The sequence below is a fragment of the Nonomuraea sp. NPDC049028 genome, assembly GCF_043197735.1.
Classification (GTDB): Bacteria; Actinomycetota; Actinomycetes; order Streptosporangiales; family Streptosporangiaceae; genus Nonomuraea.
Window position 1 is genome coordinate 176,452 of sequence record NZ_JBICTR010000005.1, and the last position, 22,912, is coordinate 199,363.

Consider the following 22,912-nt stretch of genomic DNA (forward strand, 5'->3'; position numbering starts at 1 on the left):
CCCGACGCAAGGAGAAGAACTGCCCATGACCAGAGATAGCGCGTTCCTGGCGGCGCTGGCCGAACTGCGCTCCGCCCCCGTCGCGGACTGCCTCGACCAGGCGGGGCTCCCCTGTGCGGTGATGGCGCCGCACATCCGGCCCGTGTCCCCGGACTTCCGGGTGGCCGGCTTCGCCGCCACCATGCACGTGGTGGAGGTCGAAGCCAAGCCCGCCGACACCGCGAACTACTACACGAACGAGCTGGCCGCGGTGGACGGGCTGCGCCCAGGTGACCTGCTGGTCGTGTCGCACGCTCGAAAGGCCGGGTTCTGGGGTGAACTGCTGGCCACGGCCGCTGCCAGGAAGGGCGCGGTGGGACTGGTCGGCGACTGCTACGCACGCGATTCGCACGCCCTGACCGAGATGAACTTCCCGTCCTTCGTAGCCGGTTTCAACCCGCTCGACAGCCTGGGACGGCTCGACGTCGACAGCCTGGGCACGGATGTCGAGTGCGGCGGGGTCACCGTGCGTCAGGGCGACCTGGTGGTCGCCGACGCCGACGGGATCGTGGTGGTGCCCGCCGAGGCGATCGAGCCGATCGTCTCGGCGGTCCGGGACAAGCTGGCACGCGAAGACGCCATGCGTCACGACTTGCGGACCGGTATGGGAATCGTCGACGCCTTCCGCAAGCACGAGATCCTCTGAGTTTTCCGGAAGGGACTGTTAGGAAAGGACTTTTAGGAAAGGACAATGATGGCAACGCTGAAAAGGGTGGTGGTGCTCGACCACCCGGAGCCGCAGGGGCTGGATCCCGCCCTGGTGGGCCCGGAGGCCGAGCTGATCGACGCCTCCGGGCGTCACGACGCCTTCGAGCTGTGCCGCTCGGCTGACGTGATCGTCACCGACACCGTTCCGGTGCCCGCCGCGCTGGTGGCGGGGCTGGAGCGGTGCCGGCTGATCTGCGAGTACGGCGTGGGCGTCGACAACATCGACGTGCCCGCCGCGACGGCGGCCGGAATCTATGTGTCGCGGGTGCCGTCCTACTGTGTGGAGGAGTTGGCCGACCACGCCGTGGCGCTGATCCTGGCTTCGACCCGGGGCATCGTCAGATATCACGATCATGTACGGGGTGGCGGATGGGACTACCGCCAGGCCGGTACGCTCCGGCGTACCCGGGGGCAGGTCCTCGGCCTGCTCGGTATGGGCCATGCCGGCCATGCGGTCGCTGTCCGAGCCGCCGCGCTCGGGTTCCGCGTCCTGGCGACCGATCCGGTGATCGACCCTGGAGATCCTCGCGCGGGGGCCGCCGAGTTGGTGCCGCTCGAGCGGCTGGTGGCCGAAGCCGACGTGCTCAGCCTGCACGCCCCACTGACGCCCGCCACCACGCACGTCATCTCCGCCGCGCGGCTGGCGGCGATGAAACCCACTGCTTACCTGGTCAACACCGCACGGGGCGGCCTCGTCGACCAGGAGGCACTGGTGGCGGCACTGCGGGCCGGCCGGATCGCGGGCGCGGCCCTCGACGTCCTGGCGGCCGAACCTCCGCAGGTCCACGAGGAGCTTCTTGGTCTGCCGAACGTGATCGTGACCCCGCACGCGGGCTTCTACTCCGAGGAGTCGCTGGCGGACCTCACCCATGGGGTGTTCACCGAGGTCCGTGCCGCACTGAGCGGGCTACGCCCGCGCAACGCGGTGAACCAGCCGCTCGACACCGACTGACTCATGGAGACCTGGCGGGTGACGGTGGCGCCGCCGATGGTCGTGTCGTTCTCGCGGGCGCTTTCGTGACCTTCCAGGGTGCGATCGGCCGCCCCTGGAAGTGCTCAATGAGTCCCTCATAACCCAAACGGCCGTGCCCTGTACGCCATCGGCGGCAACGTGGACGCGGCCAAGGCGGCCGGCATCCGTACCGACCGGGTGCTGTGGACCGCCTTGGTGGGCGCAGCATCTACCGGGCCCTGGCCGAACGCGAGAAGCGGGCGGTGTACCCCGAAGCCGTCACTGTGAGTCGAGAATGCCTAGTGACTTCACGACGAGGAAGGTGTCCTCGTACAAGTGCAGGCGTGTGATCAGGCCGTCCGTCACGGTGAAGTGGAAGGCGACGGGCATGCGGAACTGGCGGCCATTGCTCTCGCGTGCCGGCCTCGTTGGTGGGCTTCAGCGTCGTTTCCTCCGTAGTAACTAAGTTTGTTACATCAAGTCGTAAAAAAAGGTCTTCGGCGCCTGCCCGCCTATGAGTGGATCGGCCTCAGCCGGCACCGGACAGTACTTCCCGCATTACCTCGACGAGGGTGGTGCGGGCGAGTTCGGCTCGCAGGGTCTCCTCAATGTGGTCGTAGATCTCCTGCATGGCCGGTTGGATGCCCACGCCCACCGGACACTCCAGATTCGGCGTCGACCGGTGCATCGCGAACAGAACGCCAGGCTCCACCGCCCGATAGACGTCGAGCAGTGTGATCGACTCCAGTTCGCGGCTCAACGTCCAACCGGCTCCCGCGCCACGGCGAGATTCCACGAGTCCCGCCTTCTGCAGCTCTCCCAGGAGTCGGCGAATGACCACGGGATTGGTGTTGACGCTTCCCGCGATCTGCTCCGACGTGGAGATCTCGTTCCCCTGGCGTCGGTGGACCTCCATCCAGGTCAGCGCATGGACCGCGATGGTGAGTCTGCTGTTGGCGCCCACTCCGCCACCTCCTCGGCGTCGTAACATTAATTGTTGCTACTATCGGCGTCAAGCCTCCATCCCTGTTCCTTCGGCGGCCTCGTCCAGCGCGATCGCTTCGCCGATGCGCAGGCCGGTGAGGTCAGCGGCCCCAGCAGTGTCTGGTAGATCACCGCATTCAGCCCGGCCGCCACCTCCTGCCGCCCATCGATGTCAGGTCTGGTTGAGGCCGCCGTCGACGTACAGTTCGCTGCCGGTGGTGAAGGTGCTCTGGTCGGAGGCCAGGAACAGTGCGGCCGCGGCGGACTCCTCGGGGCGGCCCATCCGGCCCAGCGGCACGGTGCTGGCGAGGTGGGCCTTGAGCTGCTGCGCCTTCTCCTCGTTGGCGGCCAGGCCGGTGATGCCGGGAGTCTCGATCGGGCCGGGCACTAGGGTGTTGACCCTGATGCCGCGGTCCCTGAGCTCGTTCGCCCAGGTGCGCGCGAAGGAGCGGACGGCGGCCTTCGATGCCGCGTAGACGCCGAACGCCTCTTCGCCCTTGGTGGCTGCGGTGGAGCCGGTCAGGATCACCGAGGCTCCGTCGGCCAGCAGCGGCAGGGCCTTTTGCACGGTGAACAGCATGCCGCGCACGTTGCTGCCAAAGGTGGTGTCGAAATGCTGCTCGGTGATCTGCTCCAGGCGAGCGAACTCACCGCCACCGGCATTGGCGAACAGCACGTCCACCGGGCGGCCGCGCTCGGCGACCGCTGCGAACAGCCGGTCGAGGTCGGCCAGATCTGACACGTCGGCACGCACACCAGTGACGTTGGAGCCGAGCTCGGCGACCGCGGAGTCCAGGACGTCCTGGCGGCGACCGGTGATGAATACGTGGGCTCCCTCCACGGCGAAGCGCCGGGCGGCGGCCAGGCCGATACCGGTGGTGGCGCCGGTGATGACAGCTGTCTTGCCCTCAAGTTGACCCATGACTGCACTCCTGTTGTCGATGTGGAAGTAACTGGTTTTTTGCGGCTTGGCCAGCACCGCGACACGGTGACGGCAGTTGTAGCAATAATTGTTTCAACAAGGGTGTCAACTTAGTCCTCCCTGGTCAGAGGCAGGGCGCGGCTCCCAGAACATGAGCCTGCTCGACGTCCGCCCGCGCATCGCCGAACCCGGCGAGCACCACAGCCGCCGGAGGAACCAGGGATCCGCACCCCGTCGGCCGCTGTCACTTCTCGGCGAGGTCACGTCCACGGATCACGCTGGCGACGTAGGTGGCGTCGAGGTGATGCCACGCAGCGGGTTGGACTCCATCACAAACCCGTCCGCTTGCAGTCGCTCACACCCGGAACCTCAAGGACCCCCAGGGAAACACGATCACCCGATCGTGCGATGAGTTCCCCTTTTCCGCCACTCACCAAGGAGCGTCACTGGCGGGCACCAACTATTCGGCTCGCGCGATTCTGGCGACCGACAACTCCACCGCGGGATCCTGGATGGGCTGGTGGTTCGAGCGTAACCGTGTCGCATAAGGTGTGGCCCGGCTTCCGGCTTTTCCGGTGGGCCGGGCCCTTTCTCTTTGCCGGGAGACGACATTGGACTCCGATGCGCTGACGCACTATCGCAAGCTGCTGGAGGAGAACCTGGACGTGCCGTTGTGCGTCACGTGGATCGAGTGCATGCCGGCCAATGAGGCGCTCGTCGCGGCGGGAGGGCAGGAGGACGGCTCGGGCAGGCGCACTTTCGCGCAGACCGTACAGGCGGCCTACGACGCGCTTCCCGCTCGGGCCGGCGCGGCGATGGCCGGAAGCCTGGGATCCTGGACCGTCCTGGTCGAGCCCAATGGCTTTCAAGGGACGCGTCCAGAGGTTCTGGCTCGGTTGGCGCGGCAAGGGCGGGCGCTCAGCGTGTTCTGGAACGCCAACGGGGACGGGCAACTCGCCTATGCCGAGCACGGTCGCGTCCTCGTCACGGCGGATCTGTTCGACCCCGAAGAGCTGGAAGACCTCGAAGACCTGCCCGACGTGCTGTCGGCCTGGCCCGAGCTGGCGGAACAGGACGATCTCCGCAGCGCGGCCCTGACCTTGGGCGAGATGCTCGCCGGCGGGCGTCTGGAGGCGGAGTGGCTGGCCGAGCTGCTCCAGGGCGTACAGACCACCGAGGCGGACCGGGGCCTGGGTGCTGCCGAGCTGCTCGATGGCCTTGCCGTAGCGGTCGGTCACATGGCCGCGCTCGCCGAGCTGGAAGGTGCACCGGGCGGTGTTGGCGTTGCGCGCGGTGTAGTAGATCGCGGACCAGCGCGGCCAGACCGGTAGCCAGGGCCAGCACCCGGCCGCGGACCGCGTCCAGGGCGGCCGCCAGGTCCTTGCCGGTCAACCCCGCCGATCCACCGACCGCCACCCCATCGACGTGCTCCAGCACCCAGTGCGCCCCCGGGCTCAGCACCTAGACAACTCCCGCCACCAACGCCACGCCGACTACAGCCGCCACTATCGAGACAGCTCTACCCTGACCCGGATCGATCAGCGGTACGACCCTTCGTCCAGGTAAGGATCTCGCCGAGACCTGGACCGGGGATGATCGATGCAAGCTGACCCCGGAGTGCGGGGCCAACAGGGCCCTAGCCCTGGGGAGACGACGTCTGCATGAATGCTGACCTTAGGGCCAGGGCCGTTCCAGCCGTCCCTCCTCATCATGGGTGTGCCGCCGGCTGACCAGCACGTCATGGTGTCCGCGCAGGTGGTCCTCGAATGACTGGGCCTGCGGGCCGAACGGGCCGCCGTGGATTTCCCACTGGATCACCTGGCCACGGCGTCCGATGTCATCGGGCGCGAGATCGATGCAGAACAAGTTGCCACCGCTGTCCTCGGCGAACGGTATCCAGCCCGGGTGCCACCACACGTACCGCACATAGCCCTCGACCGGGTCGAGTTCGCGGGGTTCCAGGTCGTCAAAAATCCCTTGATCGTGCAGCTCTTTGAGGCTCCGCCACCGGCTCAGCATCTGCTCGACCGACATCCCCTCGTACTCGTAGTAGGGCAGTCCACCGTGGCCGCCGAACAGCCGCAGGTACGCCAGGAAGTCGGCGGGCAGCGGCTCTCCGATCGCCGCCTGGAGTTCGGCCACCGCCGCTGGGTCCGCGGCGCCTCGGGCCTTGACCAGTGATGCGTGGTCGGGACGCGCGTGCTCGGCGAGCCAGGCGGATATCTCCGATACCAAGCGGGTCAGCCGTGCGGCGCACAGGTCGACCGGGTCGGCCGCGCCCAGCTCGCGCAGCACGCGTACGGCATCGCTGTGTCCTTCCCTGTCGGCGACACCGGCCGCCGTGACCTTCCCATCGTCCTTGGACGCGAGCACGTCCGCGCCGGCCGCCACCAGGGCTTGGATGACCTCGACATCCCCCTCCAAGGCGGCCAGCATCAGTGGCGTCCAGCCGTCCGGCCGGGACAGGTTCGGGTCGGCGCCCGCGCGCAGCAGCGCCGATACGATCGCCTGCGACTCCGCAAGTTCCAGGGCCAGGGTCAGGACCGTGGCCGCCTCTGCCCCGCGCCCGGCCCTGTTGACGTCCGCACCCGCGCTGATCAGGAATTCCACCAGCGGAAGGCTGCGGGCACCGACCGCGCACATGAGCGGTGTCCACCCCGATGAACTGACCTCGGCGTCCACGGGCAGGCCCGCATCCAGGAATGGCCGCACCAGATCGATCTGGCCGGTGTCCGCCGCGTCATACGCCACCAGGTGGAATTCGCCGCTTACGGCGGGATCGACGTTCTGCGCGAACAGTCTGATGAGAGCGGCTGAGTCGCCTCTGGCTACGGCGTCGAGCACAGCAGCGGCCGGATCATCCATGATCGGATGCTAGAGCCCGTATGCCCCACTGTTCAGCTTGATCCTCGATCTCGGCTCAGCACTGTGACCATCCCTGTGATCTCAACTCCGTACAGGCTTTAAGCCGCTGGAAGCGGTCCACCAGCGAGGCTCGGCAACCCAATCTAACTATATGTCGCTGATTAACTACAGAGAGTGATAGATCTGAGAAGTCGACACTTCCGAGACCCGAAAAGGGGAATCCTCGTGATCAAACTTTCGCTGGCCGGTCTGACCCTGGCCGTCACCGTGGCGACGGTCGGGTTGGCTCTCGTCAACCCATCGCTTGCCGCGGCCCAAACGCCGGAGCAGCAGTGGTTCATGGAGTTGGACGGCGTGCCGCATGGAAAGATCTGGACCCGGAGCAGTGGGCACAGCGAGTGCCTGACCGCGAACACCTCCGCCATCGCCACCGCCCCGTGCGTCAACAGCACCCCGGGGCAATACTGGTTCATGGAGTTCGACGGCGTGCCGCAGGGAAAGATCTGGACCCGGAGCAGTGGGCACAGTCAGTGTCTGACCGCGGACCCGAACACCTCCGGCGTCACCACCGCCCCGTGCGGCAACAGCACCCCGGGGCAGCAGTGGTTCATGGAGTTCGACGGCGTGCCGCAGGGAAAGATCTGGACCCGGAGCAATGGGCACAGTCGGTGCCTGACCGCGGACCCGAACACCTCCGGCGTCACCACCGCCCCCTGCGGATGACCTCTCGGCTCTCCGTCGCCTAGGTAGTCAGTACGACCGCTGCATGACTTTGGGCTCGCCTTTGGCCGGCCCCAACAAGGGCGCCGGCTACGCCAGCAGGACCCCGAGCGAGGTCGTCGGCTTCAACAGCGCCTAGCCGCACCGTCGCCCGCTCCGAGCCGGGAGCGGGCGGCCCGCCGCGTGATCGCGGCTACTCAGCGCTACTTCGCGCTCGTCCCAGTTCCGCCCCGCGGGCCCGGGGACGTCCCGCAGGACGTCCCGGACGTCCTGCGGGACGTCTTCGCCGGCGTGGTCGACGTCGGCGAAGTCCTGGCGGTCGCGGGCGGCGGCCTGGACCTCTCAGCGGGTAGACGGAGTTGCGCACCGTGACCTGCGGCGAAGCCGCTCGTTTGGGCCGTGTGACGCGATGCTTACCACCGGGCCTACTTGTCGAAGGCCGCGTAGAGGCCGTCGGTCGCGTTCAGGGATTCGGCGGCGACCAGCGGGTTCCAGAAGTCGACGTAGCGGCTGATCTTGCCGTCGATCGTTTCGACGACCGAGATGTAGGTCTGGTGGTACGGCTTACCGGTGCTGATGGCAGTGCCCACGCTCTTGAACTCGGCGATGACCAGCGACGGGTCAACGGTCTCGTGGAAACGCAGGTCAACGAAGTCCACCTTGAAGTGCTCCGGGAAGTTCTTCATGTAGTCGAAGAGCGCGGCCTTGCCGCGTACCTCCTTGGGGAAGTCGGCGGGGCCGTAGGGGAACTCCAGGACCCCGTCGTCGGTGAAGAGCTCCACCCAGTCTGGGATCCGGCCGGAGGACAGGTACTCGAGGTGGTTCTTGAAGGCTTGCTGAGCGGCGTCGCGAACGGTCATGGTGCACTCCAGCTACTAAAGAGAAGAACTTCTCTTTTAAGATAGGTCAGGGATCGCCTAAACGTCAACTTCTTCTCGTTAAGATGGCGACATGCCGAATCAGAGCTCCGCGCGCCCCGGTGGACGCACCGCCCGCGTACGTGCCGACGTCCTGCGTGCCATTGACGAGCTGGCACTGGAGCAACCGCTGGCCCAGCTCACCCTCGCCCAGATCGCCGAGCGCTCCGGCGTGGCCCTGGGTTCGCTCTACCGGCGCTGGGGTTCACTCGACGGACTCCTGCTGGACGCGGTCACCGAGAGGCTGACCACGCGTTCACGCGTGCGCGACACCGGCGACCTGCGCACGGACTTGGAGGACTACGTCCGGCGCGCGGCCGAGGACATCGGTGGGCCCGACGGAAAGCTGCTGCTGCGCACCCTCGTCGCGGCCCGGCTGGGCCAGCCCGGTATGGAACTGCCGCCCGCCCTGTCCCGCCGCTACGAGGAGGTGCAGGAGATGCTGGACCAGGCGAAGGCGCGTGGAGAGGACCCGCCGACCCTGCACGAGATCATGGAGATCGTCATCGCCCCGCTCTACACCGCCCTGCTGTTCGGCGCCGAACCGAGCACCCCGGCTGTGCTGGTCGACCGGCTACTGGCACTCCGCTCCGGAGAAATGCGGCCTGGCTGTGGCCGGAACTCTGGGTGAGCCTCGAAGCGAAAGCAAACAACGCGACACCGTACAAATCCCCGCCGTCATACTGATCGGCCCCGGCACCCGCATCACCCACGGCGCCGTCCAACTCCTCGGCGACTCCGGTACCGCCCCGGCGCGAAGCGTCCTTGACGCGGTCGTGAGCCGTGCGACGCAATCGGTCGGCGGAGGCAGCCCGCGGGACCCGCGACCTTGCTCCGGTTCAGGCACCGGCCTCGAGTACGGCGAGGTCGCGTACCGCATAACGGTGATGCTCGGCCTCTTCCTTGAGCACCACCTTGAGGCAGCGGCGCACGACGTACTCCTGGTCGGGATATGGGTCCGCCGGCTTGCGACCACACACCCGATCGAGCTCGGCCTCGGTGAGCCCGTCGACGACACGCCGCATCGTGGCCATGCGGGCGAGCCGCGGCACGAGTATCTCGTCGAGCGTCGGGGTGGCTTCGAGGGTGAGCCCGAGCTTCGCCGCTGCGTCGGGCGGCATCCCGCCATGAGGAAGGCCCAACGGGTGGTACGGCGCATCCTCCTCGAGCACGGCATTACCAAGCCAGGCATCGCCGGCCATCAGCAGGTGCCGTTGGGTCTGGACGAACGACCACTCGCCGTTGACCTGCTCGTGCAGCTTGGCCTCGGGCAGAAGCCTGGCGCGGTCGAGCGTCGCCTCCCATTGCGTCTCGATGGCATCCCAAGCAGCCCGGTAGTCGACGCAGGACGCGGCGTCACGCGCCAGCACCCGCGTGGGATGCTGCCGGTCGAGCTCGGCCTCGACATAGGCGGTCACGTCGACGTCGTTAACAACAAGACGCTCGAAGTCGCCACCGAGGTAGACGTCGCCCCCATAGCAGTCCACGATCTTCAGGCCGCTGACCTCGCAATCGCGAATCTCAAGGCCGGCAAGATCGCATAGGTGGATGCGGGCACCACGGAACTGGTCACTCTGGGCGTAGTCAGCAGGCATCGAGGCAGTTTCCCGCATCCGTCCCGCCTGCGCCAGTGCGCAGCACAGCGTGAGGGTTCTGTCGTTCGTCGGGGTACGGCGCCGGGCTGTGAGAGGACGAGCGCGGGTGGCTGGCGTGCGCCGGGTGCGGCTGCCTGGGCTGGGCGCAAGAGAACCGACGTCCAGATGGGGCTCTCCCGTCCCGGAAGGTCATCGCTCGCGCAGTCCTCGTTGGGGACGCTGGATCAAGAACGCGGCCGTAGAGCCGTAGATCGGTCCCTTCATTTGTAGATCACAGAGGTTACCGTTCGGTCTGGGGCTGCGGTGCGGGGGATGACGCTTCGTGCCCGGCGAACAAGATCGCCCAGCCTGGAGCTGCCTACAATTCGCCGGATCGTCGGGAGGACGGCATGAGCTCCTCGGCCGTGATGCGTTCGAGTTGCTTGTGCCGAGTCTCCGGGCCGAAGGCGATGAGGGCGATCATGGCCAGGGCCATCGGGATGACGCCGACAGCGGCGGTCACTCGTACGGAAGGGATCGCGACGGCGGTGACCACCAGGGCCAGGATCAGCACGCCACCGGCCTTGGTCGCGCCAGCGGACAGACCGCTGGTGCGGGCGCGGATCACGGTCGGATAGATCTCCGCGGTGTAGGCGGCGAGCACGGCGTTCAGGATGCTGATTCCCCATACCGGCACGACGAGCAGGACGTACAGCAGAGTGCGGTTGGCGGCCACCTGATCGCCCAGCAACGCGAAGGTGGCGAGGGAGCCGCCCATCACCGCGGTCACGAGGATGATGGTCTTCTTGCTGCTCCAGAATCCGTACAGCAGCGCGATCGGCAGGCTGAACGGGAACCCGATGATCGCGGCGTTACGGAGGATCTCGCTGGCGTTCACCTCGGAGAAGCCGAGCCGCTGGAGGTTGGACGGCATCCACTGCTGGAAGCCGTACTGGGTGGTGCCGATGCTCAGGGCCAGCAGGACGACGACGACGGTCAGGCCGAGGAACGGCTTGCTGAACGCCAGCCGGGAGCCGCGTCCCAGGTTCTGCTCGACGGCGAGCTCGGACGGCGTCTCGACGATGGTGGCGCCGTATTTGCGCATGACGGACTGGGCCTCCTCATCGCGGCCCTGCTTGATCAGGAAGCGCGGCGACTCCGGGATCCAGCGGTTCAGCAGCAGCAGGATGAGACCGGTGGGAAGGCCGATCAGCCACAGCAGGCGCCAGCCGAGCTGGTCCGGCGCGGCCCAGGTGGAGGCCAGCCAGCTCACGATGATGTAGGCGCCGGCGATGTCGCTGCCGATGAGCACGATCATCCAGCCGCGATGTCTCCTCGGTACCGTCTCCGAGAGCAGCACGAAGGTGAGGGGCAGCATGCCGCCGACGCCGAGACCCATGACGAAGCATGTGATCAGGTTCATCCAGAACTCGGGCATGGTGCCGCACGTCGACGTCGCGATGAAGATGATCGCCGCCAGCAGGATGGACGCCCGTCGGCCGATGCGATCGCCCAGCCATCCCCAGATGAACGAGCCGATCATGGTTCCGGAGATGCCGGCCAGCGGGTAGAGGCCGATCGGCAGCGCGTCCGCCGTCGGGTTCAGCGGTCCGCGCAGCCCGTACTCCGCCGCGGCGCCGGGCGCGAGGAACGCGAAGGCGGTCGGTTTCATCACGTCGATCGTGATGGCGGCCGCCATGACCAGGAGCAGCCCGATGTGGGCGGGCCTGATCGGCGCGTCGTCGAGAGGGGTGATGCTCACCTTGCTCAGCTCGGGCCGGCTGTCTCGGGACTTCGGGAACAGGCTGTAGGTGGTGATGCCGACGCCGATGAACAGCAGGACCATGCCGACGGCCATCTCGGTCGTCACGGGCATGCCGGCAAGGTGATAGTGCATGTCATGGGCCATGAAGTAGCTCGGCAGCTGTAACAGCACGCCGACCGTGGTGATCGTTACGCCGGACCAGAACGCCAGAGGATGTTCGTACGAGGTAGATCTCACGTCAGTACCCTTCTGGCGGTTTCCGGCAGGTCTCGGTCCGGGGGATCGCGGTCATCAGGAGGCGCTTGTCCGGTTTGCCGTTCGGCGCCGTCGGCGCCTCGTCGATGACGGTGATGGTCGCCGGTACGCATGCGTCACCGAGTCGCTCGCTGACCAGTGTCCGCAGCGAGGCGAGGTCGAGGGCCCGGCTCGCCACTGGTACCACGAATGCGTGCACCGCCTCGCCGGTGTCCTCGTCCGGGGCGCCGATCACGTACGCCTCCGCGATGTCAGGGGAAGCGGCCAGTACCCGCTCGATCGGACCGGCGTAGTAGAGGTTCGCGTTGACGATGATGACGTCCCGCGTCCGCCCGACCAGGTACAGTCGCCCGTCCTGGTCGAAGTGGCCCAGGTCCCGGGTGCGCACCCACCCGTCGATGAACACCTCCGCGGTCTGCGTCGGTTCGGCCCAGTACCCGGTGGCCTGGGAGGGCGTGCGGACGTACAGCTCGCCGTCGACACCGGGCGGGACGGGCCTGCCGTCCGCGTCCCGGATCACGACGTCGATGACGTCGGGCGGGAACCCGACCGAAGGGGCGACATCTGACGGCCTGGCCATGGAGATCGTGCCGGTCTCGCTCTGCCCGTAGCCCTGGAACACGATCGGGCCGAGCACATCGAGTGCTTCGCGGAGCCGGGACGCCTCCAGCGGCGACCCGGACACCATGAGCGCCCGCAGGCTGCTCAGGTCGGCCGGGGCGCTACGCTGCGCGGCGACGAGTTTGTACAGGCGGGGCACGGTGATGACGCTGGCGGACGCCCGATGTCTGGTGATCGCGTCGGGAAACACGGGCGGGTCGGCGACGACCATGGTCCCGCCCGCGGCAAGGGTGAGGACACCGTACTCCATCATCACTTGGCTGCTCAGCGACCCGAACACGAGGTAGCGCCGCAGGCGGGACGCCAGTTCTCGGATCGCCGGCGGCCACGCCGCCGGGCGGGCCGTCCACGCCGCGTTCAGCGCGGCGTAAGTCTGTGCGCATGCCTTTGGTGTGCCGGTGCTGCCGCTGGTGTAGACGAGCCGGGCGACGTCGTGCGGGTGGCCGGACAGGTGCAGCGGACCGTCCTCGTCGGGTGCGGCCAGCAGCTCGGAGACGGTCAGGGTGCGCGGAGCGTGCTCCGGCCCGGTGGCCGCGTCGGTCACGACCGCGGCGACGTCCTGGTGGAGCACGTGGCGCAGTTGGCCGTCGGACAGCCCGGGCCGCACACCGACGACCCGAGCCCCCACGACGTAGCCGGCGATCATCGCGGCGAACGCTTCGGCAGTGACGCCCAGCAGCATGGCGAGGCCGTCCCCTGGCCCGATGGCCGCCGCGCGCAGTCCGGTGGCCATCCGCCGGACGAGGTCGAGCATCTGCGCGCCGGTGACGGTACGGGCACCATGCTCGAAGACGGATCGGTCTCCAGCCGCGCCAAGGAGGTCCAGAATGGAACGCGGGTAGGGTTCAGCCGGCGTCGGCAAGGCACTCCTTGACGAAGACGGCCAGGGGCTGCTGGTGCACCTCCGGCAGGTTCCACTGGTTCTCCAGGTTCTCCGCGAGGTGGTGGACGCCGGTCGGCGTCCCCTCTCGGTAGTGCCGCACCACCGGGTGCAGGTAGTTCGCGTCGTGAGCGTTGGCGACGTCGTTCTCGACGACCCTCCGGATCGAGATGTCGAACGGGTCGACGGCGTCGTGATCCTTTCCGTACTCCAGGGTGACGACGAACCTGTGCCGGGCACGGCCGAGGCCGCCGTCGGCGGCGTACGCCACCGGGACCTCCTCCTGGTACAGCGCGGTGTCGCCCTCAACGGTGACCACGTCTCCGAGCACGCCGAACTGCTGCCACAGCGCGGAAGAGCGGTTGACCCGGGCGATGATCGCGTCGCTGATCGCCTCCGGGGTCGGCTCGACCTTCCTGGCAGGCCAGGTCCCACCGTGGTAGCGGGTGGCCAGGATCCGGTGGAGCGCACGCACCCCATAGCGGAAGCCGTGGATGAACCCGCTCGTGGACTTCTTGAAATCGCGCTGCTGGGTGAGCGTGCCGGCGAAGTACAGACCGGGCACGGTGGTCGACTCATACGCTGACGTCTGCTCGGGGAAACGGTCGTTGATGACCAGCGCCGGCCGGCAACTGTCGTCGAACGCCGAGGCGTCGAACCGGAAACCGGTGCACACGATCACCCGGTCGTAGAAAAGCTCGCGCAGCGCTTCCACGGTACGGGCGTAGCGGAACATCACCCGGTAGCGACCGTCATCACGGCGTTCGATGCTTTCCACCGTGCCGTCGAGGACCGTGTTCTGGGACTTCAATTGGTAACTGTCGAGGAAGTTGTTGTTGACCGCGCGTAGGTGCCCGACGAAGTGCGACTGCCAGGCCATCTTGATGGAGTGCGGCCCGGCGACGTGGATGACCGCGGCCTTGGCCATGAGTGCCTCGGCGGTCTCGAACCCCGAGTTGCCCTTGCCGATCACCAGGACCCGCTGGTCGACGAAGGACGCCGGGTCGGTCTCGAACGTGTCGTAGCGTTCTGTGGCCTCGATGCCGGGGATCGGCGGGATGTACGGCTGGGAGACGCCGGTGGCCACGACCAGCCGCCGGCCCCGCCATGAACGTCCACCGAGGTCGACGGCGGTGAACCCATCGTCGTCCCGGCTGATCCGGGAGACGTGGGTGTCGTAGTGCACCCGGACGCCGGTCGCCGACGCGAAGTCGGACAGGTAGCGCACGAGATCGTCGGCCTGCGGGAAGTACAGCTCGCTGTACCGGGTGAACAGCAGCTCCGGATCGTCGCTGAGCAACGAGTTCCAGTCCATCCGCAGCCGCAACTCCGGGTCCTCGTACCCGGTGTGCACCTTGTTGATGGAGATCAGCTGGCGGTGCCGTGGGAACCGGGTGAAGAAGGTACCCGGCCCGGCTCCGCGTTCCAGGACGACATAGTCGTGACCGCCCAGTTCCAGCAGCGCGGCGAGCTGCAGCCCGGCCGGTCCGGCCCCGATGATCAAATAGTCATGAGCCATGATCCGGAAGCTACGGACGGATTCTCAGAGGATTCTGAGAATTCACCGCCTATGGTCCAGGCATGCCCGCCGTCGAAGGCTCCATCAACCTCAGCGCCCCGCTGCGCTCCGCCGACCTGCACCGCGCCGCGACACCGGTGTCCGTCGTGGTCGACGAGGCCGTCCGCGGCCGCGTCGAGCGCGGCCGTGACCACCTGCGCGGCGTGCTGAAGGAGGAGGAACGCCCGGTCTACGGCGCGACCACCGGCTTCGGCGCCCTGGTCGGGTTCGCCGGCCGGGACGAGGAGGCGGACCAGTGTGACAACACCCTGGCCCACCTCGGTGCCGGGCAGGGGCCGGATCTGGCCCATGACGTGAGCCGCGCCGCGATTCTCGTGCGCGTGTGGTCTCTCGCCCAGGGACTGTCCGGGGTGTCGGCTCACGTGGTCGACGGGCTGGCCGCGATGTTCGCCACGACGTTCGTTCCGGTGATCCCACGCTACGGTTCGGTCGGCGCGAGCGGAGACCTGATCCCGCTCGCCTATGCCGCCCAGGCATTGCGTGGCCGGGGACAGGCGTGTGTCGACGGCCGGCGGATGCCCGCCGCCGAGGCGCTGCGCCATGCTGGGCTGACCCCGTTGACGCTCGACGGCCGGGATGCCCTCGCGCTCGTCAACGGCACCTCCCTCACCACCGCCGCGACCGCCCTGGCCCTGGACAGCATCCGGTCCTCCCACCGCGCGATACAGGCGCTCACCTGTCTGCTGGTCGATCTGCTCGGCTGCGACCCGGGCTTCCTCAACCCGCGTCTGCTCGACGCCTATGGCCATCCCGGCGCGATCGACGTCGCCGACGGCATGCGCAAGACCCTTTCCGGGATCAGCCCGTCCCGCACACGTGCGCTGCAGGAGCCGTACAGCATTCGCTGCTCCCCGCAACTGCTGGGCGCCGCCGAGGACGCCCTGCGGTACGTCGACGGTGTCGTCGAGGCCGACCTGTCCAGCGTCAGCGACAACCCGCTGTTCTTCCCCGACGACGACCTGGTGGTGCACGGCGGTAACTTCTTCGGGCAGCCGGCCGCGTTCGCCGCCGATGTCCTGGCGATGGTCACCGCTCAGCTCGGCAACCTCGCCGAGCGGCAGCTCGACCTCCTCGTCGACCCGGCCCGCAATGGCGGGCTCCCCCCGATGCTCGCCGCCGGGCCCGGCCGCCAACACGGGATGCAAGGCGTACAGCTCGCCACGACCGCGTTCGTCGCCGAGATCCGCCGCGCTGCCGTTCCGGCCGGCATGCAGAGCCTGCCGACCAACCTGCACAACCAGGATGTCGTGCCGTTCGGTACCCAGGCCGCCCTTCGCGCCTATGACATGGCCGCCCTGTTGCACCTGCTCTGCGGCTCGCTGGCGGTGGGACTGCGGCAGGCAGCGTACGTCGGCGCCCGCCGCCCCACGGCCCCAGGCTGCGCGGCACTCCTCGACGCCCTGGTCGAGGCGATCCCTCCCGTCGATCCCGACCGCCCGCTGGACGCCGATGTCCGCAAGGCCGGTGGGTTGCTCACCGCGATACTCCCCTGAAGTCCCGCCATCCTGTGCGGCAGAGCCCCGGGGATGGCGGACGGCGCCTCGTCTCGCATTTGCCGGACATCTCCCACGAGTCAGTTGCCGGCCAGGTCGCGCCGCTGGAAGGCGGTGACACCGGCCAGAACGAGCGCCAACGCGACGGCGGTCAACCAGAGCAGCGGCGCGGCGCTCACCTCGCCCCCGGGCACCTGGGGGAGGTGGGCGAAGGGCGACAGGTTCCTGATCCAGTCATCGAGCTGGAGCAGCTCGCCGAGCTGGCCGAGCAGGGCGAAGGCCACCAGAGCCGCCCAGGCCAGGGCGGTCAGCCGGGGCAGCAGGCCGAACAGCAGCATCGCGATCCCGGCCAGTACCCATGCTGCGGGCACCTGTACCCAGGCCGCCCCGAGTAGCCGGGGGACCTGCTCGCCGACCTCGCCCGTTCGCACGCCGTGAGCCAGCCCGGCCGCCAGGCCGCCGGCCGTGATGATGATCGGGGTGCCGCCCAGTGCGATGACCAGGTGGCTGAGCGTCCACCGCCGGCGGGGTACGGCCGCCGCCAGCACGGGCTCGGCGCGGGCGCCGGCCTCTTCACCCTGCAACCGCAGCGTGGCCTGTACGGCGAAACCGCCCACGGCCAGGCCGAGCAGCCTCATCACGGCGGCCAGGAAGGTGTCCGCCAGCGCCCCCGCGCCGCCTATCCGCTCCAGGATCGCGGCGAGCTGAGGGTTGTCGTTGACGATGTCGCCCACGCTCTGGGCCAGCGAGCCGAACATGGCCCCGCCGATCGCGAAGCCGATCACCCAGCCCAGCAGCCCGCCCCGCTGCAACCGCCACGCCAGCGCGAGCGCACCGGCCAGGCTCGGCGCCGCGTCCGATGGGCCCAGCCGGGGCGGCAGCAGTCCGGCGCCCACATCTCGCCGCCTGGACAGCAGCGCGGCCAGCCCGACCAGGACGAGTCCGGCCAGCGCCAGCAGACCGACCACCCACCAGCGTTCGCCGGCGAAGGCACGTACCCGCTGAGCCCAGCCCAACGGCGACAGCCACGCCAGCGCCTCGACACCGGCGGCGTCACCCGAAGCCCGCAGCAGATAGGCCAGGCCGAGTACCGAGACGGCCAGCCCGTTGGCGGTGCGGGCATGCTCGGTCACCTGCGCGGCCACCACCGCGATGCCGGTGAACACCCACCCGGTGCCGCCCACCGCGAGCCCGAACCCGAGCGCGCCGGAGCCGGGAAGTCCTTGGCCGGTCAGAGCCACAGTGAGCAGGAGCGCGATGAGGAGGTTGGCGCCACCTGCCACGATCACCGCGGCCGCCGGGATCGCGTGGCGGCCGACCGCGCAGGCCCCGATCAGCTCGGCGCGGCCGGTTTCCTCCTCCGCGCGGGTGTGCCTGGTCACCACCATGATGCTCATCAAGCCGGCCAGGCCGGTGGCCAGGGTGGTCGCTCGCCAGGCGGTCAGTCCGCCCACCGATGTCGGGTCGAAGACCGGGCCGGTGAGCGCCTGCAGCGCGGGGGTCGAGCCGATGGTGACGCCCAGGGCGAGGCGTTGTGCCATGCCGGGGTAGAGCTCGCCGATCGCCGCGGCGGTGGCCGCGACGACACCCGTGATCATCACGATCCAGACCGGCAGCAGGAGGCGGTCACGGCGCAACGCCAGTCGTACCAGCTTGAACGTGCCTGTCATGACGCGCTCTGATAGTGCCGCAGGAACAACTCTTCCAGCGTAGGCGACTGGCAGGTCAGGCTACGTACGCCCGCGTCGGTCAGCAGTCGCAGCGCGCCGCCGAGCCGGTCGGCCTCGACCTCGAAGCGCACGCGCGCGCCGCTGACGGCCAGCTCGTGCACGCCCGCCAGCTCGGCCAGGCCGTCGGGGATCCGGTCCAGCTCGGCGGTGACGGAGCTGCGGGTCAGGTGGCGTAACTGCGCCAGGGTGCCGCTCTCGACGGCTCGGCCGTCGCGGACGATGGTGACCCGGTCGCACAGGGCCTCCACCTCGGACAGGATGTGGCTGGACAGCAGCACCGTACGGCCGTTGCCGCGTTCCTCGGTGACGCACTCGCGGAAGGCGGCCTCCATCAGCGGGTCGAGCCCGGCGGTCGGCTCGTCCAGCAGCAGCAGTTCCACATCGGAGGCCAGGGCCGCGACGAGGGCCACCTTCTGCCGGTTGCCTTTGGAGTAGGCGCGGCCCTTCTTGGTCGGGTCGAGGTCGAAGAGCTCCAGCAGCGCCTTCTTGCGCCGCTGGTCGAGCCCGCCGCGTAGGCGCCCGAGCAGGTCGATGGCCTCGCCGCCGGACAGCGTCGGCCAGAGCACGACGTCGCCGGGTACGTAGGCCAGGCGCCGGTGCAGCTCGACCGCGTCGCGCCACGGGTGGCCACCGAGGAGTTCGGCGTGGCCGGAGCCGGCCCGCAGCAGGCCGAGCAGGATACGCAAGGTGGTGGTCTTGCCCGCGCCGTTCGGGCCGAGGAAGCCGTGGACCTCGCCGGTTTCCACGGTGAGATCGAGCCCGTCCAGGGCGCGCACGCGCCCGAAGGACTTGGTCAGCCCACTGATGAGAATGGCAGGATTGCCCGGCATGGGCGCCTCCCTGAAGCCGGTCCGATATGACGTTGCCGACCAGACTTCCCGGCGCTCCAGGATCGACGTTAACAGCACCGACCCCTCCACACCAGACATACCTCAACGAATCCATTGCGCCATCGGGGGCCTCGACCCGGATCCCGCGGCTGAACGATCAGCTCGGCGCAGGGCCACTGGATAGCCGCAGGAAGCCAGGGTGGCACTGGACGAGCTCACCGGGTCCTTGTTATGGAGGGTGGTCACCCAGCCGGCGGCTGTGTCGTGTCGCGGATGGCACGGGCGGCGTTGACCAGGCCGATATGGCTGAAGGCTTGCGGGAAGTTCCCGATGGGTTCGCCTGTGGCGGAGTCGACCTCCTCGGCCAGCAGGCCGACGTCGTTGGCGTATGAGGCCGCGGTCTGGAACGCCTGCTTGGCCGGGGCGCTCTCGCCTGCGAGTGCCAGAGCGTGGGCGAGCCAGAAGGTGCACAGCAGAAACGTGCCCTCCTCTCCCGGGAGTCCGTCGGCGGCGTGGTATCGGTGCACCAGGCCGCGGGCATCGGTCAGGCGCGCGGCCACGGCATCTATGGTGGCTCGGACGCGCGGGTCGTCGCCGGGCAGGAATCCGACCATGGGCATCATCAGCACGGACGCGTCCAGATCGGCTGCGGCGAACGTCTGGGTGAAGGCGCCCACCTGCTGGTTCCATCCGTGGGTCAGGATCGCGGCGCGGATCTGCTCGCGGTCGCGGGTCCAGCCGGGGACGCGGCTGGTGGCGTCCAGCAAAGGTGCCAGGGCGATCGCCCGGTCCAGGCCCACCCAGCACATGAGCTTTGAGTGCAGGAAGTGCCGGCTGGGGCCTCGTATCTCCCAGATGCCCTGGTCCGGCTCGCGCCAGTGGTGGGCGGCCGCGTCGGCCACGCCGGTCAGGAAGGAGCGGGTGAGTGTGTCGATCGGGCCCGCGTCCTGGTAGATCTGGTGGGCCGCGTCGAGCAGTTCCCCGTAGATGTCGATCTGGCGCTGCTGCCAGGCGTCGTTGCCGACGCGTACCGGGGCGCTGCCCCGCCAGCCGCTCAGGTGGGTCAGGGGTCGCTCGCTCAGGTCCCGCTCGCCGCCGACGCCGTACATGATCTGCAGGTCGACGTCGTGGTCGAGTTGGCTGGCCGAGGCGCGGGCGAGGAAGGCGAAGAATGCGGTCTCCTCCATCTCGCACGCCGCCGTGGCCAGTGCCTGCAGGGTGAAGCTGGTGTCGCGGATCCAGGTGTAGCGGTAGTCCCAGTTCCGCTCTCCGCCGACGCTCTCGGGCAGGGAGGTCGTGGCCGCGGCGACGATGGCCCCGGTGGGGGCGAACGTCAGCGCTCGCAGCACCCGGCCGCTCTGGCCGACCTGGTCTTGCCAGGGGCCTTGGTAGCGCGCGTGCAACCGGGACCAGGAGCGCCAGCCGGTGACGGTGTCCCTGAGGCGGCGGCGGATGTACCGGGGATTCAGCGGCGGTTGTTCTGGACCCCACGCCCAGCCGGCCCGCAGGGCCAGCCCCAGGCGTTCTCCCGCTCGCAGGGTGTGGGTGGTGTCGGCGACCGCACCGCTCACCCGCAGGTCGATGGGTGTCGAAAGGGTGAGGACGTGGGCGCCGCCGTGCGCGATCAGGCCGCCGCGGATCGGCTCTATCAGTGGCTTGACCAGCCCGAACTCGGGCCTCGGCGCGTACACCACCTCTACCGGCACGCGTCCCTCGACGCAGGTCACCTGGCGCAGGAGAACACCGGGTGAGGACGCGCCCATCGAGTGGCCGCGTTCTCCGTGGCCCAGTGCGAGGGCGTCCACGAGTACCACGGTTCCGTCGGGGCCACGGAAGGTGGTCTCCAGCACCAGGGTGTCGTCAAGATACCTGCGGGTGATCTCCGTGGGCCGGGTGGGCCGGATGGACCAGTGCCCGGCGTTCTCGTCGAGCAGCCGGGCGAAGATCGATGGGCTGTCGAAACGCGGCATGCAGAGCCAGTCCACCGAGCCGTCGGAGGTGACCAGGGCCGCGGATCGGCAGTCCCCCAGCAGGGCGTGGTCGCTGATCGGCCTGGTGCTCAAGGGCGCCTCATCCACTCGGCGAGGATCGCGGGGCTTGCGGTGCGCGAAGGCGGGGCCGTCGCGGCTCAGCCGCGGCCTTGTGTCGGCGCAGCCGGATGGCGTAGGCGAGTGCGGATCCGGCGAAGAGCACGCCGGTGACCAGCAGCCAGCGGCCGAGGTACGGGCTCGTGTCCAGCGCCGTTGACCGCTGGTAGTTGCCCTCGGCCAGTCGGAGGATGAGGGGGAACCAGATGAGGAACAGCAGACCGGACAGCGCGCCCGGTATGCGCAGGTAATTGATCGGTGGCGGCCAGGTGGGGGTGCCGGACGGTCGCCGGCGGCGACGCCACGGCCGCCGTTGCGCGGCGACGTCGGCGAGGGCGTACAGCGGGTACAGCAGGAGGTCGTGGATGATCGCGGCGCCGACGAACCACACCAGGAAGCCGATCCAGATGCCCGCGGCGACGACGCGACTCGCGGCGTATCCGGCCAGGGCGAAGCAGGCGAGCAGCGCCAGCAGGTGCAACGGGTCGGCCCCATAGCGGCTGGCCATCCTCCTGCGGATCCGGGAAGGCATGTCGTCACTCATTTCGCCGTCGGATGGAAGCTGAGTTCGCGGACCCATTTCGTGTTGTGGACGCCTGGGGCGTTCGGGACGATGATCCTGGCGGGATAGCCGTGGTCGAGGGACAGATCGGCGCCGTTGACCCGCAAGGCGAGCAGGGAGCGGGGGTCGGCCACCTGACCCGCGCTCAGCGACGCCCGGCTGAAGGAGCCGCCGCGTTGCAGGGATTCGACGAGCACCTCCGCCGTGCCGGGCACCACCCCTGCCAGCCGGGCCAGATCGGCCAGCCGTACGCCCGTCCACGACTCTTCGGTGGACCATCCCTCCACGCACGCGATCGGCAGCGCGTAGGTGTGCAGCGGCATCGCCAGCAGTTCGGCGCGGCTCAGGCGCGCCGGATGCGGTCCGGCCAGCTCCAGCCTCCATGCCGGGCCGGTGTCCGCCAGATGGACACCCATGGCGGTGGCGGACTTGTTCACCTGAAAGTCGTTGGCGCCGGGGCCGTAGACCCGTCCGTGCGGGGCCAGTAGCGCGGTGCGGCGCAGCGGTCCGTCTATTGTCTGGCCGACGGACAGGCCGAGGGTGAGCAGCGAGGCGCCGCCGACGAAGGCGAGCACGCCTCGCCGGGACATGGTGGGCTCCGCCGGAGACGGGGGAACCAGGCCATCGGGATCGGGTGGCTCCGGCCGGGTCTCTTCCAGTCCGGTCCGCAGCTCATGGAGCAGGCTCCGCGAGCGCAGCGATCGGATCATCTTCGGCAGCTTGAAGGCGACGTGGACGACGAAGGCCGCGAGGAAGATCCACGCCCCGTACAGATGGGCCGGGTAGAAGGAGAATGGGAAGACGTAGAAGAGCTGGATGTTCAGGATGCCGGTGACGAACTCGAACACCGCGCCGCCGACCAGGAGCAGCAGGCTGGCACGCTCCACGGCTTCGGCGGGGGAGCGGGCCGGTGGCCAGGTGAACAGCTTCGGTATCACCGACCACAGCTTGGCCAGCAGCACCGAGGTCAAGGTCAGCCCGAGGACGACGTGCACTCCCTGCGTGACCCGGTACAGCCAGGCCGGGTGTGTTGGCCAGTCGAACAGGTAGAAGCCCAGCCATTCCTTTTCGGGGGTCGTGTCGTTGATGGGCAGCTGCGGATCGTAGGCGGCGTAGGACACCAGTCCGGTGATCGCGATGATCGGGATCCCGAACAGCAGGACGAAGCCGAAAACCGAGGTCAGCCACGGGCCGCGCAGCGGGCTGCGCCAGAACTCCGGCCGGAAGGGGCCCGGTGGGGGATGTTCTCGCAGCCAAGCGGTGACGCTTTTCCGATCTGACACCGAATCACCCCGAAACAAGTGTTATGCCGGAAATACCCCTATTCGGGATCGCATAACTAGGCCGACTGACGTCGGCCGCCGCGGTCCCCCGAGCCGTCGCGCGATCTCCGCGCAGGAACCCTCGCCCCAGGGGGAGCCACAAGGTC

Annotated in this window: 20 protein-coding genes; 7 read left to right on the forward strand and 13 right to left on the reverse strand. The window is 68.7% G+C overall.

Annotated features, from left to right (window positions below):
• The first annotated feature begins 25 nt into the window (after positions 1 to 25).
• The gene (locus tag ACGFJ2_RS20405) at positions 26 to 685 is read left to right on the forward strand and encodes a hypothetical protein (protein WP_357938603.1); all 660 of its coding nucleotides are present in this window, start codon (positions 26 to 28) and stop codon (positions 683 to 685) included.
• A gap of 45 nt (positions 686 to 730) precedes the next feature.
• Positions 731 to 1,699 (forward strand): C-terminal binding protein, encoded by a 969-nt coding sequence (locus ACGFJ2_RS20410; protein ID WP_393470378.1) that lies wholly within the window; start codon positions 731 to 733, stop codon positions 1,697 to 1,699.
• A 529-nt stretch (positions 1,700 to 2,228) separates the two neighbouring features.
• Here ACGFJ2_RS20410 and ACGFJ2_RS20415 read toward each other — a convergent pair.
• Together ACGFJ2_RS20415 and ACGFJ2_RS20420 are read right to left on the reverse strand one after the other, a co-directional pair.
• Positions 2,229 to 2,663 carry an Rrf2 family transcriptional regulator gene (locus ACGFJ2_RS20415; RefSeq protein WP_393470381.1) on the reverse strand — a complete coding sequence of 145 codons (435 nt, stop codon included), beginning with the start codon at positions 2,661 to 2,663 and terminating at the stop codon, positions 2,229 to 2,231.
• Positions 2,664 to 2,855: 192 nt separating this feature from the next.
• Positions 2,856 to 3,605, reverse strand: coding sequence for an SDR family oxidoreductase (locus ACGFJ2_RS20420; RefSeq protein ID WP_393471407.1), 750 nt, complete (start codon positions 3,603 to 3,605; stop codon positions 2,856 to 2,858).
• Positions 3,606 to 4,216: 611 nt separating this feature from the next.
• Here ACGFJ2_RS20420 and ACGFJ2_RS20425 point away from each other — a divergent pair.
• A complete protein-coding gene (locus ACGFJ2_RS20425) occupies positions 4,217 to 4,936 on the forward strand; it encodes a DUF6461 domain-containing protein (protein WP_393470383.1) in 720 nt (239 codons plus the stop codon).
• Between the two features lie 343 nt (positions 4,937 to 5,279).
• Here ACGFJ2_RS20425 and ACGFJ2_RS20430 read toward each other — a convergent pair whose 3' ends face one another.
• A complete protein-coding gene (locus tag ACGFJ2_RS20430) occupies positions 5,280 to 6,470 on the reverse strand; it encodes an ankyrin repeat domain-containing protein (RefSeq protein ID WP_393470386.1) in 1,191 nt (396 codons plus the stop codon).
• A gap of 225 nt (positions 6,471 to 6,695) precedes the next feature.
• Between ACGFJ2_RS20430 and ACGFJ2_RS20435 the strand changes: the two genes are divergently transcribed.
• Positions 6,696 to 7,193, forward strand: a complete 498-nt coding sequence (locus ACGFJ2_RS20435) for a ricin-type beta-trefoil lectin domain protein (RefSeq protein ID WP_393470389.1) — start codon at positions 6,696 to 6,698, stop codon at positions 7,191 to 7,193.
• 180 nt (positions 7,194 to 7,373) lie between these two features.
• Positions 7,374 to 7,562 (forward strand): hypothetical protein, encoded by a 189-nt coding sequence (locus ACGFJ2_RS20440; protein WP_393470392.1) that lies wholly within the window; start codon positions 7,374 to 7,376, stop codon positions 7,560 to 7,562.
• Positions 7,563 to 7,615: 53 nt separating this feature from the next.
• Here the strand turns inward: ACGFJ2_RS20440 and ACGFJ2_RS20445 are convergent, their stop codons facing one another.
• Complete coding sequence (locus ACGFJ2_RS20445; RefSeq protein WP_357938619.1) at positions 7,616 to 8,050, reverse strand: nuclear transport factor 2 family protein; 435 nt, start codon at positions 8,048 to 8,050, stop codon at positions 7,616 to 7,618.
• Between the two features lie 91 nt (positions 8,051 to 8,141).
• Between ACGFJ2_RS20445 and ACGFJ2_RS20450 the strand changes: the two genes are divergently transcribed.
• Positions 8,142 to 8,738 carry a TetR/AcrR family transcriptional regulator gene (locus ACGFJ2_RS20450; RefSeq protein ID WP_357938621.1) on the forward strand — a complete coding sequence of 199 codons (597 nt, stop codon included), beginning with the start codon at positions 8,142 to 8,144 and terminating at the stop codon, positions 8,736 to 8,738.
• Between the two features lie 208 nt (positions 8,739 to 8,946).
• Here ACGFJ2_RS20450 and ACGFJ2_RS20455 read toward each other — a convergent pair whose 3' ends face one another.
• The 4 genes from ACGFJ2_RS20455 to ACGFJ2_RS20470 form a co-directional block, all read right to left on the reverse strand.
• A complete protein-coding gene (locus ACGFJ2_RS20455) occupies positions 8,947 to 9,702 on the reverse strand; it encodes a DinB family protein (protein ID WP_357938623.1) in 756 nt (251 codons plus the stop codon).
• A 358-nt stretch (positions 9,703 to 10,060) separates the two neighbouring features.
• Positions 10,061 to 11,683, reverse strand: coding sequence for an MFS transporter (locus ACGFJ2_RS20460; RefSeq protein WP_393470397.1), 1,623 nt, complete (start codon positions 11,681 to 11,683; stop codon positions 10,061 to 10,063).
• A gap of 1 nt (position 11,684) precedes the next feature.
• Complete coding sequence (locus tag ACGFJ2_RS20465) at positions 11,685 to 13,184, reverse strand: class I adenylate-forming enzyme family protein (RefSeq protein ID WP_393470400.1); 1,500 nt, start codon at positions 13,182 to 13,184, stop codon at positions 11,685 to 11,687.
• Positions 13,168 to 14,721 carry an NAD(P)-binding domain-containing protein gene (locus ACGFJ2_RS20470; RefSeq protein ID WP_393470402.1) on the reverse strand — a complete coding sequence of 518 codons (1,554 nt, stop codon included), beginning with the start codon at positions 14,719 to 14,721 and terminating at the stop codon, positions 13,168 to 13,170. Before ACGFJ2_RS20470 ends, ACGFJ2_RS20465 begins: the two co-directional genes overlap by 17 nt.
• Positions 14,722 to 14,783: 62 nt before the next feature.
• Here ACGFJ2_RS20470 and ACGFJ2_RS20475 point away from each other — a divergent pair, with 62 nt between their 5' ends.
• On the forward strand, positions 14,784 to 16,274 hold the full coding sequence (locus tag ACGFJ2_RS20475; RefSeq protein ID WP_393470405.1) for an aromatic amino acid ammonia-lyase: 1,491 nt from the start codon (positions 14,784 to 14,786) through the stop codon (positions 16,272 to 16,274).
• Between the two features lie 80 nt (positions 16,275 to 16,354).
• Here ACGFJ2_RS20475 and ACGFJ2_RS20480 read toward each other — a convergent pair whose 3' ends face one another.
• From ACGFJ2_RS20480 to ACGFJ2_RS20500, 5 genes are all read right to left on the reverse strand, one after another.
• Positions 16,355 to 17,944 carry an ABC transporter permease gene (locus ACGFJ2_RS20480; protein WP_393470408.1) on the reverse strand — a complete coding sequence of 530 codons (1,590 nt, stop codon included), beginning with the start codon at positions 17,942 to 17,944 and terminating at the stop codon, positions 16,355 to 16,357.
• Positions 17,941 to 18,834, reverse strand: coding sequence for an ATP-binding cassette domain-containing protein (locus ACGFJ2_RS20485; RefSeq protein WP_393470411.1), 894 nt, complete (start codon positions 18,832 to 18,834; stop codon positions 17,941 to 17,943). Before ACGFJ2_RS20485 ends, ACGFJ2_RS20480 begins: the two co-directional genes overlap by 4 nt.
• 242 nt (positions 18,835 to 19,076) lie before the next feature.
• Entirely contained in the window at positions 19,077 to 20,897 is a 1,821-nt protein-coding gene (locus ACGFJ2_RS20490) for a glycoside hydrolase family 15 protein (protein ID WP_358176396.1), read from the reverse strand.
• A gap of 7 nt (positions 20,898 to 20,904) precedes the next feature.
• Entirely contained in the window at positions 20,905 to 21,453 is a 549-nt protein-coding gene (locus tag ACGFJ2_RS20495) for a hypothetical protein (protein ID WP_393470414.1), read from the reverse strand.
• Between the two features lie 8 nt (positions 21,454 to 21,461).
• A complete protein-coding gene (locus ACGFJ2_RS20500; RefSeq protein WP_393470417.1) occupies positions 21,462 to 22,766 on the reverse strand; it encodes a molybdopterin-dependent oxidoreductase in 1,305 nt (434 codons plus the stop codon).
• Positions 22,767 to 22,912: the final 146 nt, after the last annotated feature.